Source organism: Desulfopila inferna (genome assembly GCF_016919005.1).
GTDB classification, from domain to species: Bacteria; Desulfobacterota; Desulfobulbia; order Desulfobulbales; family Desulfocapsaceae; genus Desulfopila_A; species Desulfopila_A inferna.
The window spans coordinates 68,611-86,826 of sequence record NZ_JAFFQE010000004.1 but is presented as its reverse complement, the minus strand read 5'-3'; the positions used below and the strand labels follow the sequence as shown (position 1 = coordinate 86,826).

Annotated in this window: 16 protein-coding genes and 1 riboswitch; of the genes, 10 read left to right on the top strand and 6 right to left on the bottom strand. The window is 50.6% G+C overall.

Annotation, left to right across the window (positions count from 1 at the left end; all coding sequences use genetic code 11):
• Positions 1-22: 22 nt before the first annotated feature.
• Positions 23-997: a 4Fe-4S dicluster domain-containing protein gene (locus tag JWG88_RS11355; RefSeq protein WP_337833121.1), complete on the top strand. Its 975-nt coding sequence runs from the start codon at positions 23-25 to the stop codon at positions 995-997.
• 87 nt (positions 998-1,084) lie between these two features.
• Here JWG88_RS11355 and JWG88_RS11350 read toward each other — a convergent pair whose 3' ends face one another.
• Positions 1,085-2,047 carry a sulfite exporter TauE/SafE family protein gene (locus JWG88_RS11350; protein WP_205233874.1) on the bottom strand — a complete coding sequence of 321 codons (963 nt, stop codon included), beginning with the start codon at positions 2,045-2,047 and terminating at the stop codon, positions 1,085-1,087.
• A 182-nt stretch (positions 2,048-2,229) separates the two neighbouring features.
• Here JWG88_RS11350 and JWG88_RS11345 point away from each other — a divergent pair, with 182 nt between their 5' ends.
• On the top strand, positions 2,230-3,291 hold the full coding sequence (locus tag JWG88_RS11345; protein ID WP_205233873.1) for a TOBE domain-containing protein: 1,062 nt from the start codon (positions 2,230-2,232) through the stop codon (positions 3,289-3,291).
• A gap of 179 nt (positions 3,292-3,470) precedes the next feature.
• Here the strand turns inward: JWG88_RS11345 and JWG88_RS11340 are convergent, their stop codons facing one another.
• The 4 genes from JWG88_RS11340 to JWG88_RS11325 form a co-directional block, all read right to left on the bottom strand.
• Positions 3,471-3,908 (bottom strand): MOSC domain-containing protein, encoded by a 438-nt coding sequence (locus JWG88_RS11340; RefSeq protein WP_205233872.1) that lies wholly within the window; start codon positions 3,906-3,908, stop codon positions 3,471-3,473.
• Between the two features lie 12 nt (positions 3,909-3,920).
• Entirely contained in the window at positions 3,921-5,177 is a 1,257-nt protein-coding gene (locus JWG88_RS11335; protein WP_205233871.1) for a molybdopterin molybdotransferase MoeA, read from the bottom strand.
• Between the two features lie 13 nt (positions 5,178-5,190).
• Complete coding sequence (gene moaA, locus JWG88_RS11330; protein WP_205233870.1) at positions 5,191-6,225, bottom strand: GTP 3',8-cyclase MoaA; 1,035 nt, start codon at positions 6,223-6,225, stop codon at positions 5,191-5,193.
• Positions 6,215-6,333: riboswitch (molybdenum cofactor riboswitch) on the bottom strand. (Overlaps the previous gene by 11 nt.)
• 274 nt (positions 6,334-6,607) lie before the next feature.
• A complete protein-coding gene (locus JWG88_RS11325) occupies positions 6,608-8,002 on the bottom strand; it encodes a malonyl-CoA decarboxylase domain-containing protein (protein WP_205233869.1) in 1,395 nt (464 codons plus the stop codon).
• Positions 8,003-8,379: 377 nt separating this feature from the next.
• Here JWG88_RS11325 and ctlX point away from each other — a divergent pair, with 377 nt between their 5' ends.
• From ctlX to JWG88_RS11305, 4 genes are all read left to right on the top strand, one after another.
• On the top strand, positions 8,380-9,312 hold the full coding sequence (gene ctlX / locus JWG88_RS11320; RefSeq protein WP_205233868.1) for a citrulline utilization hydrolase CtlX: 933 nt from the start codon (positions 8,380-8,382) through the stop codon (positions 9,310-9,312).
• A 24-nt stretch (positions 9,313-9,336) separates the two neighbouring features.
• Positions 9,337-10,260 (top strand): homocysteine S-methyltransferase family protein, encoded by a 924-nt coding sequence (locus JWG88_RS11315; RefSeq protein ID WP_205233867.1) that lies wholly within the window; start codon positions 9,337-9,339, stop codon positions 10,258-10,260.
• A gap of 145 nt (positions 10,261-10,405) precedes the next feature.
• Positions 10,406-11,194 (top strand): TIGR00266 family protein, encoded by a 789-nt coding sequence (locus JWG88_RS11310; protein WP_205233866.1) that lies wholly within the window; start codon positions 10,406-10,408, stop codon positions 11,192-11,194.
• Positions 11,195-11,616: 422 nt separating this feature from the next.
• Positions 11,617-12,024: a bacteriohemerythrin gene (locus JWG88_RS11305; RefSeq protein ID WP_205233865.1), complete on the top strand. Its 408-nt coding sequence runs from the start codon at positions 11,617-11,619 to the stop codon at positions 12,022-12,024.
• A gap of 40 nt (positions 12,025-12,064) precedes the next feature.
• On the opposite strand, the gene gabD is transcribed toward JWG88_RS11305, so the two are convergent.
• Positions 12,065-13,519, bottom strand: a complete 1,455-nt coding sequence (gene gabD, locus JWG88_RS11300; protein ID WP_205233864.1) for an NADP-dependent succinate-semialdehyde dehydrogenase — start codon at positions 13,517-13,519, stop codon at positions 12,065-12,067.
• Between the two features lie 303 nt (positions 13,520-13,822).
• On the opposite strand from gabD, the gene JWG88_RS11295 reads away from it, so the two are divergent.
• The 4 genes from JWG88_RS11295 to JWG88_RS11280 all read left to right on the top strand — a co-directional run bounded on the left by JWG88_RS11295 (position 13,823) and on the right by JWG88_RS11280 (position 18,143).
• The gene (locus JWG88_RS11295; protein WP_205233863.1) at positions 13,823-14,536 is read left to right on the top strand and encodes a vWA domain-containing protein; all 714 of its coding nucleotides are present in this window, start codon (positions 13,823-13,825) and stop codon (positions 14,534-14,536) included.
• Positions 14,537-14,635: 99 nt separating this feature from the next.
• A complete protein-coding gene (locus JWG88_RS11290; protein ID WP_205233862.1) occupies positions 14,636-15,316 on the top strand; it encodes a J domain-containing protein in 681 nt (226 codons plus the stop codon).
• Positions 15,317-15,445: 129 nt separating this feature from the next.
• Positions 15,446-17,137, top strand: a complete 1,692-nt coding sequence (gene ggt, locus JWG88_RS11285; protein WP_353740676.1) for a gamma-glutamyltransferase — start codon at positions 15,446-15,448, stop codon at positions 17,135-17,137.
• Between the two features lie 97 nt (positions 17,138-17,234).
• Entirely contained in the window at positions 17,235-18,143 is a 909-nt protein-coding gene (locus JWG88_RS11280) for a hypothetical protein (RefSeq protein WP_205233860.1), read from the top strand.
• The last annotated feature ends 73 nt before the right edge of the window (positions 18,144-18,216 follow it).

The following is an 18,216-nucleotide window of genomic DNA, read 5'->3' as shown; positions in this document are numbered from 1 at the left end:
CAGCTGAAATAAACAGTTTGAAATGGTTACCTTCTCTTTTTTGACAGGCTTTATTAAAGAATCGAGTTTTGAAGTGGAAGTGGACTCCCGCCTCTGCCTTCGAAACAGGCTGAACAGCTGCAGATGCAGCCTATGTATAGATGATTGCCCGGCAAACGCCTTGAATTATAGCGATAAGCGAATTCAGCTGGATCAAAGCAAATGCACAGAGTGTATGCTTTGCACGTCCGCATGCCCGAACGACGCATTCACCCCAGGATATGATTTTGGCGGAGAGCTTATCGCCTTCGAGCAGAGTAAAGATGAAGTTGTTAACTTTTCATGCCCTCGCCAAAAGGATTTTTCGGCAGGGGAGAAGGTTGTTCCCTGTCTCGGTATTTTTTCCTATGAAGCCTTACTGTTCCTGGGAAGTTCTTCAAAAAAGAGGGCCGTCTATTTCAATGCCGTTTCCTGCTCCTTCTGTACAAATATGGCGGCTTCTCTTGCTTTCAGGAGAATGCTCGAGCGCCTGCGCCGACAGGCCGGCTCGATTCTTTGCACGGATTTAATCATACGGGATGGGTATGCAAACGATGGCCGGGCTACGGACCGGAGATCATTTCTTGGAGTCCTTAAAAAAGGCGCTTTCGCCGCTGCAAAATCGTCACTGCCGGCGCACCCTCCGCAGAGCAATGATTCTCACGACACCCGGAGAATTCCTTTGAAGACAAAATTGCTGCAGAAAAGCCTGCAGAATCTTGCCGACGATGTTCCCCCCTCCCTTGCCGCAGCCTTCAGCCCTGATCTGAGCATAAATGCTGCCTGTGTGCCATGTCCGCGCTGTTCCGGCATCTGTCCCACAGGTGCTCTCAAGCTCAGCGGAGCGGCAAAACAAAAAATATTGATATTCAGGCCGGAGAGGTGCAGCAGTTGCGGGCTTTGCATCGCTTTCTGCAAGCACAATGCCTTATCGCTGTCCAGTCCCTACCAACCTCCTGCCGATTCACTGGATAGCTGATATGTTCTCTTCAGTCCTGCGGCACTAGAGAATAGTTATAATTCTGAAGATTTATCCTGCTTTTCTTCCCTCTTCGAGAAGAGCTTCTCAGCCATAGAAGAAATCCACCAGGTATTTAACCGCCGTCGACGCGATAATGGCGGCAAGCATCCACTTGATGGTTTTCGCCGGAACGAATTTCTGGCAACGGGCACCGAAATACATTCCCGCCATGCCGCCTATGCCGAAGAGAATTCCCAGCAGCCAGTCCGGGGCCACGGCAAGATTCGGATAAAACGGGGCGATGGCCTGATAGAAGATCACACCGGCAATCGAGGTGACGAACGTGCCCATCAAAGCCGCCCCGGCAACCGTATAGACCGGCAATCCTAAAAAGGTGATGAAAAACGGCGCGATGATGGAACCACCGCCGATGCCGTAAATTCCTCCGACAACGCCGACAATGAGACTGAGAAGGAAGATGCTCCAAAAGGAGACATCAAAGCTTTCTTCATAGAAGGTGTAGCCAAGCCGCTTCAAATTAAAATGGGTGACCCTGACCGCGGAAGGATCGGCATGCGCATACTTCCTGACTGCAACCTTGGCGCGATGGCGGCGTACCATCTCCTGAAAACGTTTCTCGCCGGCGTCTTTAGTATCAGCTTTGCCCTTCTTTGCGTCAATCAGGTCCCGAGCCATTCTAAAACCGATATAGAACAGGACGGCGGCGGCAAATATCTTGAAGGTCTGCGGATCAGGCAGATAGGCAATCCGTATAAAAGCCCCGGCAAAGACACCGGGCAGAGTACCGGCAACAACAACCCAGGTCAGGGGCCAGACCATCCGGCCTTCCTTCCAGTAACGATAAACTCCGCTCGGTATGGCTACTATGTTGAACAGCTGGTTGGTGGCGCTGACCGAGGGAGTGGTATAGCCCAGAACGGACATCTGGAACGGCAGAAGCAGAAAGGCGCCGGATACGCCGCCCATGGAGGTGAAAAATGAAATTACAAAAGCGACGAGCGGAGGAATCCATACGGCCACTTCAATTCCAGCGGTTTGAAAAAACATGACTGCCTCACCATTACAGAAAAAAAGACTCGATCGGCTTTGAAAACACGATTATTATCATATTCGTGACTATACTGTTTTCGTCCGGGGAGTCAAGAGCTTATTGTACGCATTTAGAAGAGGTTATGTTACATTACCTGACCTGATGAAGCCCAGCTGCTTTTTTCGCATGGAGATAAAAAATGCCCCAAAATACCCATGGCCGCCTGGTTGCTGTCGCCGATACCGATGCGGAACATTATTTGGACAGCGGCCAATTATCCGTCCTCGAACAGTCTTTCCGGAATTGGATTGATGAATCGAACCGCGCCGATATACGTTTGTCCCGCCGCAGAGTATTTCTAATCTTCCTGCTCATCCGTTACGCTGGAGCTAAGCTGAACGAAATACTGGCGTTACACCCATACAAAGACATCGACTGGTCTGATCATTACATTCTCTTTCGGGATACGGGCGATGGGGAACAGAGCGAGCCGAGGGAGGTCCAGATTCCCGAGACGCTTTCGCGGGAAGTCAAAGATATTTTAAGCGATCCCGCGTTTCAGAAAATGTCGGGAGGTGGGCTGGATGTCGATCCCGGTTTTGTGCGCCGCAAGCTTTATGAACGCGCCGAGTCCTGCGGATTTCTCAAAAAGTTGGGAGGCCCGGAGATGCTCCGCAAAGCCCGGGCAGTGGAGTTGATGCGCAGCAGCATGCCCCTGCCGGCGGTCCAGATGATGCTGGGCCACTCGACGCCGAATCTGACCTCTTCCTACGTATCCTTCTCCAGGGAAGAAATCCGCAAGGTTGCCAGGACATTCATGGAAAAGGAATCCATGCGTAAAACCAGTGCACGGAATTCCTTCTTCGGCAAGGTTGAAATTATTGACAGGGGTGACATTCAGACACGGATCACCATAAAGACCATTGACGGTTTCATCATCACCACAATCATTACCAATCACAGCCTGGAAAGACTGGGCCTGAGTCAAGGCAAGTTGATTACCGCCGAGGTCAAGGCGCCTTCGGTTATTCTGCACGGCGGCGATACCGCATCTTCCTGCAGCGCGGAAAACAGGTTGAAAGGGAAGGTAACCAGGATAACAAAGGGAGAAATCAATACAGAATGTATCGTTACTGTTTCCGAGACAACGGAAATCTGTGCTGTAGTTTCTTCGGCTGAAAATCAGAGCATCAGCCTGCGGGAAGGAGAAGAGATCTGGGCAATGTTCAACTGTTTTTCCGTGGTACTGCATGCAGAGTAGCACCATCGCAACAGCGGGCCTTTCAGGGATAAAAAGAAAAAAGGCAACTATCCCTGAAGCCCTGAAGCCCATAAGTAACCCAACTTTTCTCCCCCCTAAAGGGGATGAGTATCTTGGATATAGAGGGCATTCACAGTTATCAAATAAGGTTTTTATAGTAGGATTTCAGGAGTAAGGTACTAATGCAGCAGGAAAATGGTATCTTTGGCTTTTACTTCTCCACCTGCTATAACTCTCGCGAAGATTCCTTCTTTCGGCATTATGCAGTCACCGGTCAGCTTCTTTATGGCGCAACCGCTGTTATGGCATTCCTTGCCGATCTGGGTGATTTCCAGAGTGACATCATTGCCGATTTTCAGGCGGTCTCCGATGGCGACTGCACTTAAATCCACACCCCGGGTAATGATATTCTCGGCAAAGGCGCCCTTTTTCAGGGTCGGCATGATATCTTTGACCGCATCAATACTTTCGCCGGCCAGCAGGGAGACCTGGCGGTGCCAGTCTCCAGCATGAGCATCCGTCTCTATGCCCCATTCCGTCTTCATGACGACCTTCTCCTGTTCCTTCTTAATCATGCCTTTCTTTGCGCTGGTACAGACCGCTTCCACATACCCCATAACAATCACTCCTCAAACAAGTTCTCTAATAAAATCATATTTGTATACATCAATGCGCTCTCCCCGCTCCAACTTCTGGTCCGGCTCCAGGATTATATAGCCATCGGCATATGCAAGCGATGTCAGCATATGAGAGCCCTGCTTGGCGGCATGTGTTATGGAGTAGCCGCCATTAGGCCGCCACTGCAGCTGAACGCGAATCATATTGGTACGTTTACCGTTGTTATGGATATCGGCAACCGCTTCTCCCGAAACCATGGGCCAGCCGAAGGACAGACTGTTCAGCGAGGCAATCACCGGCCTGACATAGTGAGTATAGCACATGAAGGCGGAGACGGGATTGCCCGGTAATCCAAACAACAGAGTTTTTCCTCTGCGGGCAAAATATAATGGTTTTCCAGGCTTTTGCCGGATTCCCCAGAAAAGGGTGTCAAAGCCGTTTGCCGCAGCGGCGTTTTTGACATGATCATGGCGGCCAACGGAAATTCCTCCGCTGCAGAGTACAATATCAGCCGAGGCTTCTGCAATGGCCAGCCGGGTGGCGTCCTCATCGTCGGAAACACGGATGCAGCTCACCACTTCTCCGCCGGCCTCACGGACAGCCGCCCAAAGCATGATCATATTCGAATCCCTAATCTGGTCATCGGCAATGCTCTCGCCAACAGAGACGAGCTCCGATCCGGTAACCAGAATGGCGACCCTGCACGGTTGAAAAACCGTAACTTTACCGACACCGATGGATGCCAGCAGAGCAGCCCGGGCAGCGGTGATTTTCGTGCCCCTGCGCAGCAGCAGCTCACCCTCCTGAAATTCCTCACCCCGGTAACGAATATCCTGACCCTGGCATTTGACAGCGTGAATTTCCACAAAATCACCCTGATCACGCGTATCCTCTACCCGGATAACGGTGTCGCAGCCTGGAGCGACAACGGCTCCGGTCGAAATCCGCACCGCCTCGCCCTGCCCGACCGTGTCGGTGTACTGCATACCGGCCTGGCTCTCTCCGATAATCTTCAAAGACACCGGAGAATCGGGATGTACCTCTTCGACATCCTGCCAGCGCACTGCAAAGCCGTCCATTGCCGAATTGGTATACCGTGGAGACGGCTCCAGGGCAGTGATGTCCTCAGCCAGATACTTCCCAATACCCTCCTCCAATGAACATTTTTTCTGTGCGGCTTCGGGAATATTTTCCTTGATGATCGCCAATGCTTCGGCGATTGATATGGTTTTAGTCTTCTGCGCGGTGTGAGTATTGTTTTCTTTCATTGATAATCTAGTCTCAGCCTCCTATTCCGGCCATTGACGGCTCCGAGGATCTATTGGATACACGCTCCGCCGCATGACCATCAACCCAACTGTTTTGTGCACAATGGATGATTTGTTCTCGTAGTTCCTTGTCGTTGCAACCGTTGCGCAACTGGGCTCTGAGATCCAGTGCACCGTTATCATAGAGGCAGGTCTTCAACATTCCGGTCGGAGTTATCCGCACCTTATTGCATGTTTTACAAAAATGCCTGGAGTGGCCTTCGATCAGGCCGATTTTCCCACTGTGCCGGGGGAGGACAAAAAGCCTTGCCGTCGAGGGTTCAATATTCACGTCTTCCTCCATGGCAGGAAAGATGTTCTTCAACCGGTCAAAAAGACGATCGCTGTCGTGATTCTGTATCTCTCCGGACCCGGAAAAAGGCATGGTCTCAATAAATCGAACAGTCACCGGATCGTTTTTGCCGAGATCAATCAGAGCTCTGAGCTCTTCGTCAGTGGTATCATCCTGGACGACGCTGTTTATTTTGATGGGTATTTTTTTCTGCAATGCTCCATGAAGTGTGTGCAGAACATCTTCAAGACGATCACGCCTGGTTATTTTCCAGAATCGTTTTTTTTCCAGGGTGTCGAGGCTGAGATTAATGCCGTCAATACCGGCGGACACCAGTCCATCCAGATGTCTGCCTGCCTGCACCCCGTTTGTAGTAATATAGAGAGATCCTACACCCTCGATCTGCTTCAAATCCTTGAGGAAGGTAAGCAGCCCTTTTCTCGCAAAAGGTTCACCACCGGTGATGCGGTATTTGCTTACTCCAAGAGACGCGAAGATTCGGACGAGTCTTAGCAGTTCTTCAAAGGTGAGAATTTCATCATGGGGAACCAGCTGGATTCCTTTCTCCGGACAACAATAGCGGCAGCGCAGATCACACCGATCAGTTACGGAGAGGCGGAGATAGGTGATGCTTCTGTGGTAATTATCAATCAGTTGGTTAGCGGGCACCGCTGTATCAATAGCACGGCGCGATTCATTCAGATGGTTTTTTGACATGAGTTCTCCTTTCCAATGTCGGGAGGCCGGGCTGTTTCCAACCGGACCCTATCGGCCGCGGACCTTATCTTTCGACTTAGGCTGTTTGGCTCGGAGGTTATTTTTTATGAATTTTACAGGATCATTATTTTTTTGACAACCTCTTTTCATTTCTGCTTCAATAGAAAGCAATCGGTATGCCAAAATGGTTCTGTTTTTGGGATACCCTTGAAAACTCCAGACGAATTCCATTATTGTTCTTTGATCATATCTATTTACAACATCTTATTTTTCTTCAACATAACCACCAATACATTCACGCGGCAGTCGGTAAAGACTCCTTTGATCTCACCCTGTCACTCACGTTACCTTTTGGTAACACAAAGAAGTAAAACACCTCTCGTCATTTCAGCAGCCTTTTGACCGCAGTTGAAATGGGAACCTCGCCGTGGGTCCGATACAGCTCATGGTTTTTTTCAATTTCCCGAAGATCGTAAAGATAATTCACCATAAGTCCGGCAGACTGCCGCAGCCCTTGACTGGAGAGGTTTGCCGACCAGTTGATCCGTTCTATACGGGCTCCATTGGTGAGGTGGAAATTGGCGACTCTGTCATAGACCTGCTCCCCTCTTCTGGCGTTAACCAGATAATGGGCGCACAACCCCATGATGGATGACCGCAATCCTTTATTAGCAGCCTGATCAGCCATCGACGCTTTGTTGCGCAGAACCTTCTTCAGTGTACCGGGATCATCTCCCGCCTGCAGAAGAAAGCCGACCACGGATTCATCAAATTCGGAAAGCTCCTGCGAATCCTCGTGCTGCCGCAGCCATGCAAGAAATCCCGGTATGGGAGAAAGTGTGCAGAATTTCTTCAGGTTAGGCATTTTCCCCACCAGATCGGCAACTACACGTTTAATGAGAAAATTACCAAAGCTAACCCCGGCCAATCCCCGCTGGCAGTTTGAAATGGAATAAAATATTGCCGTATCGGCCTTTGCCGGATCACAATTAGGTGCTTTAACATCCAGTACCTCATGAATATTGCAGCTCATGCCGTTGACCAGAGCAACTTCTACAAATATAAGCGGCTCGTCCGGCATACGCGGATGGAAAAAGGCATAACACAATCTGTCTTCCTCCAGCCGGTGCTTAAGATCATCCCAGGACCGGATCTCATGAACGGCTTCATAGTCGATGAGCTTCTCCAGAAGCGCCGCAGAAGTTTTCCAGGTAATCTGCTGGAGATCAAGAAACCCGACATCAAACCAGGAGCAGAGCAGCTGATAGACATCAAGATCAAGCGACTTGAGGCGGCTGTCCTCCCTGGCCCAGCGGATCAGTTCAACGCGCAGATCAACCAGAAACTTAACCCCTTCTTCCAATTCATTGAACTGTTTGAAAAGCTTTACCCTCGGGGCCTCCAGCAGATAGCGCAGATCAAGGGCGGCCTGCTGCAGCTCCTCGATACTCTCTGCCTCTCTGCGGCGGTTGATGGCATCTTCGACGCCGTCATAATCGACATCATACTCGGTGGCGAGCAGCTCCAGGAACCTGCGTCTCCCGGTTTCGTTGAGGTTGGAATAGGTTTTACCCAACTCCGCCGCACGGGATCTGGCCGAGACCTCTCCCCCTTTGCCGTCGAGGCAGGAGTCGATTTTCTTACGCAGTCGAGGAAGATCACTATGGGGCAGGTCAGTGGAAAATCTGTTTCTAGGGACAACGGAATCGGCAAGAGGCCAGATATCTTGAATTCTTCGTAAGGTTCGCTCCCACAGAGGTTCTTGAATTTCACCCATTCGCTCCGCTCCTTTTGATTGTTTTTTTCCCGATGCTTCGGTACTACAGGGAAATCCCCCTGCTAACCTATAGCTGAACTACTCTTTTAAAGTTTTCAGTTATGCAGATCCTTTGAAAAATCATATAATCCCAACATTAAAAAGGCAAGGACACAAGCATGTTTTCAAAGTTAGAGCCTCATCTTAAGCTGCTCATCTCCGAAAAGCTGAACCGGATTGAGAAAAAATTGCGGAGGGGTCCTGTAATGGAAGAATGTTCCTACAACATATGTATTGTAGCTGGTCGCGGTATAGGGTAAATTCATCATTAAAGTAGGATGCTAGAGACTCTGACAGGTATTTTCTCTTGCTTAACCGGATATCTTTCCAGGAAACATATGACGCTACAACACATCCAGGCTCCGGGCGCCGTCGTCATGATCCGACCGCACAGATTTCATTCCAATCCGGAAACCGCCACCGATAATGCCTTTCAGCGCAGCGAGGATGACTCTTCGCCTGCCACCATCGCCAGGCAGGCCTTTGAAGAGGTTTCCGCCGCCGCCTCGAGGCTTGAGGCCGAAGGCGTGCGTGTCCATATTTTCGAGGATCGGGGCATTAAAGACACCCCTGACTCGGTTTTTCCCAACAACTGGTTTTCCACGCATCAGGGAGGACATGTCGCCATATTTCCCATGCACTCGCCCAGCCGGCGGAGAGAGAGGCGCAGCGATATCATAGAAATGCTCAAAGCCGAATACCGCGTACAGGATGTCATCGATTACTCCAGCCTGGAATACGACAACCTTTTTCTCGAAGGTACGGGTGCTATGGTTCTCGATCATATTGCCCGCATCGCCTATACAGCAAAGTCCAACCGTGCAGACGCCATCGCTCTGGAACGATTCTGCACCCATTTCAATTTTGAGCCCATGGCCTTTGCCACAGCTGACAAAAACGGTAATTCGATTTATCACACCAATGTAATGATGTGTATTGCCACCGAGTTCGCTCTGGTCGGTTTCGACATCATTAGAGATTATGCCCGCAGGGAAGAAATCCGACGGCGCATAGCTGAAGTAGGCCGCGATGTTATCGAACTCAGCCATTATCAGATAGAAGAATTTGCCGGAAATGCCATGGAACTCTCCACCTCAAATGGCAGGATTCTGGCAATTTCCGCCCGTGCTGCCGCATCTCTGAGTGATGAGCAGAAGGCAATCATTGAAAAATCGGCTAAGCTCGTCCCTCTGGTCGTGCCGACTATCGAACTTGCCGGCGGCTCGATACGATGCATGCTTGCGGGCATTCATCTCGCCGCCAGGTATTAATAATCCTTCCCGCTGCCAATATAGATGATGAATTTCCAGACGACCCTCACCACCTCCTCACTGGTGCTCACGGAGTGCGCCATTTCTGAAAGACTGCGCCGTGACGAAGGTGTCCGGCTTCATCCGACACTCTTCAATACGCCGCTTATCTATGATTCCAACGGACGGAAAAAACTCGCAGAAATTTATCTGCAATACCGAGATATCGCCGCACAGGCCTCCCTGCCCATACTTCTCTGTGCCCCGACCTGGAGGGTCGACAGGACACGGCTGGCAGAAGCCGGTTTCGATGAATCACTCCTTACTGATGCGGTCAGCTTTATGCGTGAGATTCAGGCGAAGCGGGTTGATTCGCAATCAGCGGTGTATGTAGGAGGCTTGATCGGCCCCAAGAATGATTGTTACAAACCGGATGAATCTCTCAATGCAGATGCAGCCGAAAAATATCACGGATGGCAGATAGACCGGCTGGCCGCAGCAGGTATAGATTGTATTGTCGCCCAGACCATTCCAGCCGTTTCTGAGGCCCTGGGCATGGCACGGGCACTTTCCAGCTGCGGCATCCCTGCTTTGATCAGTTTTGTCATCAATTCAAAAGCCCGGATACTCGACTCCACCCCTCTCCTTGATGCCATTAACCATATTGACTCTCAAGTAAAGAATCCGCCGTTGGGATACATGGTGAACTGCGTCTATCCCACCTTCATTCGGGCGCAGGAACAGGAGCCGGAGCTTTTTCAACGGCTCATCGGCATCCAGGCGAACAGTTCATCTCTAGATCACAGCCAGTTGGATGGAGCCGCTATTCTACACCAGGATGATCTACAGCACTGGGGAGAAAACATGCTGCAGCTCAACCGTAAATTCGGCGTAAAAATTCTTGGCGGCTGCTGTGGCACGGATGGCTACTATCTCCGCTATCTGACCGAACATATAAATGCCCGATGATTATGAAAATCGCCATTCTGTCTCAAGGTTCTTATACCCCTCAAGGGGGTACTGTAAAGAGTCCAGCCCGGCTGGGTTAGGTATATTCTGCTGCAATCCGCAGCACCGGATTGCTGATGACAATGATTTAAGGGAGAAAAAAGCTATGAGATGTCACGAAGTTGATTATGAAATTATCGGCCATGATATGCAGATGGTCGAAGTTGAACTCGATCCTAACGAAACTGTAGTTGCCGAAGCGGGAGCTATGAACTACATGGAGGACGGGATCGATTTTCAGGCCAAGATGGGCGATGGTTCGGAGCCGGATCAGGGATTTATGGGAAAGCTCTTCTCCGCGGGAAAACGGGTGATTTCCGGAGAATCTCTCTTTATGACCCATTTCACCAATCACGGTTCGGGTAAAAAAAGGGTGGCCTTTGCCGCACCGTTTCCCGGCACTATTGTTCCTGTAAATATGGCTGAAGTCGGAGAAGTGCTGTTCTGCCAGAAGGATGCTTTTCTCTGTGCGGCACTGGGCACCAATATCGGCATTGCCTTCCAACGAAAACTCGGCACGGGATTCTTCGGTGGTGAAGGATTTATTCTCGAGAGACTCCAGGGAGACGGCATGGCCTTCATACATGCAGGAGGTACAGTGGTCAGAAAAGAGTTGAGGGGAGAAACACTGCGGGTAGACACTGGCTGCCTCGCCGCTTTTACAGGAAATATCGACTATGACATCCAGATGGTCAAAGGGCTAAAAAGCATGTTCTTCGGGGGTGAAGGACTCTTCTTTGCAACCCTTACAGGCCATGGCTCGGTATGGCTGCAAAGCCTTCCCTTCTCCCGTATGGCCGACAGGATCTTAGAACACGCACCCGCCTCGGGCGGAAAATCCCAGGGAGAGGGAAGTGTTCTCGGCGGCCTCGGTCGGATGCTCGACGGCAGGTAAATCTCTCGACACACTCTCTGCATTATACAATAACAACGACTTCTTGTTCCGGAGGGGTCGTTGCCTCGATTTCAGGTTCTATTTTTTCTCCGGCCAGGCGGCCTCGCTGCAGCCGTCCGGGCTGAAGAGACCCGTAAAAAGAGCAGTCCCGAGTTTGAGCTGAGGATTAGGGATAATCAGGAAATAAGTTTAAAACAAACATCTCAAATACACCACGGGGGACTGATCAAGCTCAGCTGGATTAGATACCTGTCTTGACCATCCGAAAACTGCACTATGCACAAAACTCATTCCGGAAGTTTTTGCATTTCCGGTATCATCTGTGTATATTTGGCAATCGCACTGATAAGTGCTTACCATAAATTGATTTTTAACATTTATTACTCAGCTCATATAGACTTACGTAAATAGAGGTAATTTAGATGGCCCTGATCTACTGGATGCCGCAATTCAACACCAATATCGAGATAATTGACCAGCAGCACCGCTTACTTGTTGACCTTATAAATGAGTTAAGCGACGCTCATGAATCCGGAAAAGATCGTCAGGTTCTCTTGAAACTACTCGGCAAAATAGGCACGTTTGCATCTTCCCACTTTGCCAGGGAAGAACATTATTTTGAAGTTCATGGATATCCGGATATGGATGACCACCTTCAGGAGCATGATTATTTCGAAGATATGCTTTTCCAGTTCGAAGATGAATTCAAGGCGGGTAAGCAGGATCTCTCATCAACCGTTCTTACTTTTCTCAGCGATTGGCTGGTAAACCACATTAACGGCAGCGATAAAGATTACGTTCCTTTCCTGACCTCCAGGGGTGTTTCATAGTAGTAACTGCTATCATGCACAGGGGAGAAGCGTTTTTCCATCAGATTCCTCCCATGCACAAGTATTTGATTTCCAGGTAATCATCACAGCCATACTTGCTTCCTTCACGGCCGATACCTGATTCCTTCATACCGCCAAATGGTGCGACAGCAGTTGAGATGAGACCGGTATTTATCCCGACCATGCCATATTCCAGCGCTTCCGCCAGCCTCCAGCTCCGGGACAGATCCCTGGTGTAAACATAGGAGGCCAGTCCGAACTCCGTATCGTTGGACAGGGAAATTACTTCTTCCTCGGTCTTGAACTTGTAGAGCGGCGCCACAGGGCCGAAGGTTTCCTCTGTCGTAATTTTCATGCCGTAATTGATATCCGCGAGGACTGTCGGTTCGAAGAAGGTGCCGCCGAGGCTATGCCGCTTGCCGCCGCAGACGATGCGCCCGCCTTTGGCGACGGCATCCTGTATATGCTCCTCAACTTTTTTCAGCGCGGCTTCATCAATCAGCGGTCCCTGATCCACCTGGTCATGCAGGCCGTTGCCGACTTTCATCTGCCTGACCCGGGCAGCGAGTTTTTCGGTAAAGGCGTCATGGATCTCATCCTGAATAAAAAACCGGTTGGCGCAGACGCAGGTCTGACCGGTATTACGATATTTGGAGATAACCGCTCCTTCGACAGCGGAATCGAGATCGGCATCATTGAACACAATAAAGGGAGCATTGCCGCCAAGCTCCAGAGAGAGCTTTTTCATGGTTCCGGCACATTGTTGCATTAAGGTCTTACCCACTTTTGTTGAGCCGGTAAAGGTCAGCTTACGCACCAGGGGATTTGAGGTCATTTCTCCTCCAATGACAGACGAAGAACCTGTCACCATATTTATGACCCCGGCTGGTATCCCCGCTCGCTCGCCAAGCTCCGCCAAAGCCAGCGCCGAAAAAGGAGTAGCGGAAGCTGGTTTGATTACCATGGTACAGCCGGCTGCAAGAGCAGCTCCGGCTTTACGGGTGATCATGGCTGCCGGAAAGTTCCAGGGTGTAATTGCCGCACAGACACCGACAGGCTGTTTAATCACCAGAATGCGCTTGTCTCTCTGGTGTGAGGGGATGATATCTCCATAAATCCTTCTGGCCTCTTCGGCGAACCATTCTATAAATGATGCAGCGTAGGCGATTTCCCCCTGCGATTCCGCCAGCGGCTTGCCTTGTTCAATCGTCATAAGCCGGGCCAGATCCTCCTGATTGTCCAATATCAGATCTGCCCAGCGACGTAGAATACTTGAACGCTCCGCTGCTATTTGGCCGCGCCAGTCAGGCCAGGCCCGGTTAGCAGCCTCGATGGCCCGGCGTGTCTCGTCGGCTCCAAGACCGGGAACGGTGCCCAGCGAACTCCCGGTTGCCGGATTCGTTACCTCCAGGGTGGAGCCGTCCGCTGCATCGACCCACTGACCGTCTATATAGCATTGGTGGCGAAAAAGGCTGGTGTCCTTAATGTCAAACATAATCTCCTCCTCTTGCTGAATGTCTTCCGGAGTAAAGGTGGGCATATTCTCTCTTCCCGGCCTTTGCCTTGCTTCCTGGCTTTATAATAGATACTATATCATATCCGGCGGATAAGCTGAAAGAATCCCATGGTAACAATTATCAGGCAGCATGATCTCAGGAAGATAGGCACTGGGAGTGTTCGCCAGGGAAGAGGTTTATTTCCACATTGGGCATAATCACATTGAAAGAGTGATCTTTTGACAATATCTTATTAAACGGATATGGATTTTATCTCGCTGCTTCACTGACACGGAAATGGTATGAAGGAAAGAGAAATTACTTCCACAGATAACAGGCGCAAAGAGGTTCGCAAAAGATCGTCTTCAGGCGAGATCGCTTCTTTCCTCAAGGCGGCCGGCGAAACGAGCCCGAGCCAAAACGGGAGACTGATTTTTGCATTGGATGCAACCATGAGTCGTCAACCGACCTGGGACAGGGCTGTCAATATCCAGGCTTCGATGTTCGACGTCGTGGGCAAGACCGGCGGTTTGTCCGTGCAGCTCGTCTACTTTCGAGGCCTGGATGAATGTCGCGCCTCTAAATGGGTCATCAATGCCGCCGCCTTGCGCGACCTGATGCTTGGCATCCAATGCCGGGGCGGAAATACCCAGATTGGCAAGGTCCTCAACCACACCCTCCGCGAAACAACCAAGGCGAAGGTCTCGGCGCTGGTATATATCGGCGATGCGATGGAGGAAAATATCGACATGCTCTGTCAGAGAGCGGGTGAACTTGGCCTCAAAGGGGTTCGCGGCTTTTTCTTTCAGGAGGGGCGTGATGCCATGGCTGAAAGAGGTTTTCGTGAAATGGCAAGGCTCACAGGCGGTGCCTATTTCCACCTTGGCCCCGAATCCGCGAGGGAGCTTGCCGAGCTTCTCGGCGCGGTTGCAATCTATGCGAGAGGAGGATTAAAAGCCCTTGCTGGCAGTGGCAGACGCGAGGCGCTTCTTCTCCTTGAACAACTTAGGACATGATGATCACCATTGTATTGTCCTGGGAAATTAAAGCTTTTTTTCGAGAAAATAATCTGTCTAAAGGTTCTTAGCCAGTTCAGTTGGGTTTTATGAGATAAGATGATACCGTATATTATATTGCTGTTTTTTTTAGTGATTGGTCTCTTCTTGCTGATTCTCACTATACCACCCCAGAAAAGTGCTGCTTATCTGGTAAAAGCCGGACCGATTTTTCTTATGGTAGTGGGGGGAGCACTGACCCTTCTCCGGCGGGGTGTGATAGGTGTTCCTTTGATGCTTCTCGGCATTTCATGGTGGCGGCGAAATAATGCTGTACGCCCCGCCACCTATTCCGGTGGAAAAAAATCAACAGTCCGCTCGGCAAATCTTGAAATGGAACTGGACCACGATACCGGGGAAATGGACGGCATGGTGTTGACCGGCAGCAAAAAAGGAAGCCGCCTGTCTTCGCTGGATCAGGATGAGGTGTTATCCCTTTATCGGGAGATGTATGCCGATACGGACAGTGCCGCCTTACTCGAATCTTTTCTTGATCGCTACCATCCGGATTGGCGGGATCATATCGATCCTGATTCTTTTACCGGGCAGGACCGGACTTCCAGCCTTGATAAGATGACTAAACACGAGGCATATCAGATTCTCGGAGTTGATCCCGATGCTTCGCCTGAGGAGATTCACCAGGCCTGGCGACGGCTTATAAAAAAGGTCCATCCGGACAGCGGAGGCTCTGCCTTTTTAGCCACCAAAATCAACACGGCCAGAGATGTCCTTCTAAATTAGTGTCGCAGTTTCTGTACCTTACGTATCACGTGCTTGACGATCTTTCGCCTCAAAAGATGTTTTAAAACTTCATAAGGAGATCGTATGTGTATGAGAATATTTCAACAGAACTGTAAACCCGTCTTGGCAATGGTTGGAGGTACGATTCTTTTGTCGGTACAGCTGGCCTGGGGCTCCGCTATCATCGAAGGCGAACGGATGCAGCCGGTGCAGGCAAACAAGGGAATGGTGGTGACCAGCCATTTTCTCGCCACCGAGTCGGCTCTGGAGGTTTTGCGGCAGGGTGGCAATGCCATCGATGCTGCGGTAACCGCAGCGTTTTCCCTGGCCGTGACCCAACCTCGTTCCGGCAATATCGGCGGTGGCGGTTTCATGCTCATTTCCTCCGAACAAAAGAATGAAATCACTGCGATCGACTATCGGGAAAAGGCTCCTGCAAAAGCAACGACAGAAATGTTTCTCGATGATAAAGGCGATGCCGACAGTCACCGCTCCCGCTATTCTCACTTGGCCGCCGGTGTCCCCGGAACGGTTGCCGGCCTGGCACTGGCTCTTGAAAAGTACGGAACAATAAGTCTGCAGCAGGCAATGGCACCGGCTATTAAGCTGGCCGAAAAAGGATTTGTGGTAACTCCACGCTTGAGCGATGGGTTGAAGGCAACAGAAGAACGCTTGAAGAAATGGGATTCGAGCAGGAAAATTTTTTATAAAGAGGATGGCAGCTACTATCAGCCCGGCGATGTCTTCATTCAAAAAGATCTCGCGGCAACCCTGAAACGAATTTCAGCTCTGGGGCCAAAAGAGTTCTATGAAGGGAAAACTGCCGAATTGCTGGTGTCCGAGATGGTTAGACATGGCGGTCTGATCTCGATGGAGGACATGATAAATTATCAACCGGTGATGAGAACTCCTGTGCACGGTACCTACCGGGGCTATGATATCTATTCCATGTCACCTCCAAGTTCCGGAGGGGTACACGTAGTTCAAATCCTCAATATACTCGAAGCATTTCCGATATCTGCATATGGCCACAATTCCGCCGGCTCGATTCATCTGATGGCGGAGGCAATGAAACGCGCCTATGCCGACCGTTCACACTACCTGGGTGATCAAGATTTTGTAGATGTCCCCCTCAAAGAGCTTACCTCGAAGGCCTATGCTGCCGACCTTGCCAGGCAGATCGACCACGACAAGGCCACGCCCAGCAAGAATATAGCACCAGGCGAACCGCTCTCCTATGAGAGCAATGAGACCACCCATTTCTCCATTGTCGACCAGTTCGGAAATGCGGTATCCAATACCTACACAATTAATTTTAGCTATGGCTCCGGCATAGTGGTTGAGGGCGCCGGATTTCTCCTCAACAACGAGATGGATGATTTCTCGGCCAAGCCGGGTGTACCCAATGCCTACGGCCTGATCGGCGGAGAGGCCAACAAGATAGAGCCAGGTAAACGAATGCTCAGTTCAATGTCGCCGACCATTGTCAAACACGATGGCAGGAACTTCCTGGTTACGGGAAGCCCCGGGGGCTCGCGCATCATCACCACCACTCTTCAGGTGATTATGAATGTCATCGATCACGGCCTCAATATTCAGAGTGCGGTTACTGCACCCCGTGTTCATCACCAGTGGCTGCCCGATGAGATACATATCGAGGAAGGAATAAGCCCGGATACTATTGATCTGCTTGAAGAGAAAGGACATAAAATCGTCCGGAAATCATCGATGGGAGCAATCCAGTCTATCATGATAAAGGACAGGAAGATGTATGGCGGTGCAGATCCACGCCGGTCGACCTCCCTGGCTGCTGGCCTGTAATACTGATGAAACCAAGGCTTAACCATACCGGGCAATTTGCAGTACCATCACCTGCTGTTTGCAGTTCCATCATCTTCAGACTTTAAGGAGAAAATATATGCACATTCGCTTTCTCAGGCGCACCGCTTTGACAGCGGCCTGTATGCTTGGTGTTACCGCCGCCGGCACGTCATATTCGGCGCAACCGGAGGCTGGATGGTCCTACCGGACCAGCGCCGGATACTTTCTTTCAACCGAGGCCGACTTTGACAACGGTGGTGAATTTTCAAGTCAGCACTTCTTCATCGGTGGCAGCACTGAAAAAATGATCGGCCGTGATTTTTCCATTGGCCTGGGGCTGAATTACACCGCCGTTGATTATGATTTTGACGGTCTCGCCATGCCGCTCTGGGATCGAGCCGATTTTTTGACCTTAAGCATCCCTTTGTCCATGCCAGCAGGCGAGAGAGGGCGAGTGAGTCTTTTCGGGAGTATCGGTACGGCAAGCGAGCAGGAGGCGGATTTTGATGACGGTTTTGTCTACAGTGTTATTTCCTCCTATATGTACAGTTTTTCCAAAGAATTAAGTATCGGTCTTGGTGCCGGATACACCGGAGGACTTGAGGACAACAGCCTGTTCCCGTTTATGATGATCCGCTGGCAGATCACCGAACAACTCCTCCTCACCAATCCCTTCCGCCCGGGACCATTCGGACCAGCGGGCCTCGAACTGAGCTACCGGCCCAACGATCGGCTCGATTTCGCCATTGGCGGCGTTTACCGCAGTCTCCGTTTTGCCCTTGACGAGGATTCCAGCGCCGCTCCTTCCGGTTATGCCGAGTTTGAAGGCATACCTGTTTTTCTGCGGGTCGGATGGGCCGCACACCCTGCAGTTACCATGGATGCTTACCTTGGTGTCTCGCTCAATGGTGAGCTCACAATCGATGATCGGGATGGCCATGAACTGTCTCAGGACGATTACGATCCCCTTCCGATTATCGGCCTGAGCATTTCCGGCAGATTGTAGTTATACAAAAATACCTCAATCGGTGAAACTTATTGAAATCGAGCCCGTGCTTTCGACCGAATATGACAGCAGA